The organism is Amycolatopsis sp. w19 (assembly GCF_051373225.1).
In the GTDB taxonomy this organism is placed as follows: Bacteria; Actinomycetota; Actinomycetes; order Mycobacteriales; family Pseudonocardiaceae; genus Amycolatopsis; species Amycolatopsis japonica.
In genome coordinates, this window is record NZ_JBPQFM010000089.1 from 1 (window position 1) to 531 (window position 531).

1 protein-coding gene is annotated in these 531 nt (G+C 29.9%); it reads left to right on the plus strand.

Annotated features, from left to right (window positions below; translation table 11 throughout):
• The coding region (locus ACSMFO_RS40245) for a winged helix-turn-helix transcriptional regulator (RefSeq protein ID WP_436462554.1) at positions 1–246 on the plus strand (246 nt) is incomplete at its 5' end.
• Between the last annotated feature and the right edge of the window lie 285 nt (positions 247–531).

The window sequence follows — 531 nt, forward strand, 5'->3', positions numbered from 1 at the left end:
TTAATTATTTTCAATTTAGGATATAGAAAGGTCATGAGGTATGGAGAATTAAAAAGAGCCATTAATGGTATTACACATAACATGTTAAGCAAACAGTTGAAAGAACTAGAAAGAGAAAACCTCATTGTACGTAAAGAATATTCCCAAATTCCACCGAAAGTAGAATATTTTTTGAGTGATAAAGGACTATCTCTTCTACCTATAACAGAAACTATGTGTAATTGGGGAAAGCAGTACACGAAATAAAAAAGAGAAGCAACTACCTATTTTAGGGTAATTCTTTCTCTTTTTTAGCTGTATGACATATACATCTTTAGTTAACATAATGGTTATTATAAGAAGCATCTAAAGATAAAAGCACTCACCTTTTGTACAGGTGAGTGCTTTTATTCAATCTAATAAACCTTTTTCTTTAAACACTTTTCTTAAAGCTTCATTTATCAATTCTGATTTATAACTTTTTGGGACACGATCAATGATACTCAAAACATCATTGTCAAAATAAAACCCTCGATAGACTCTTTTAGAACG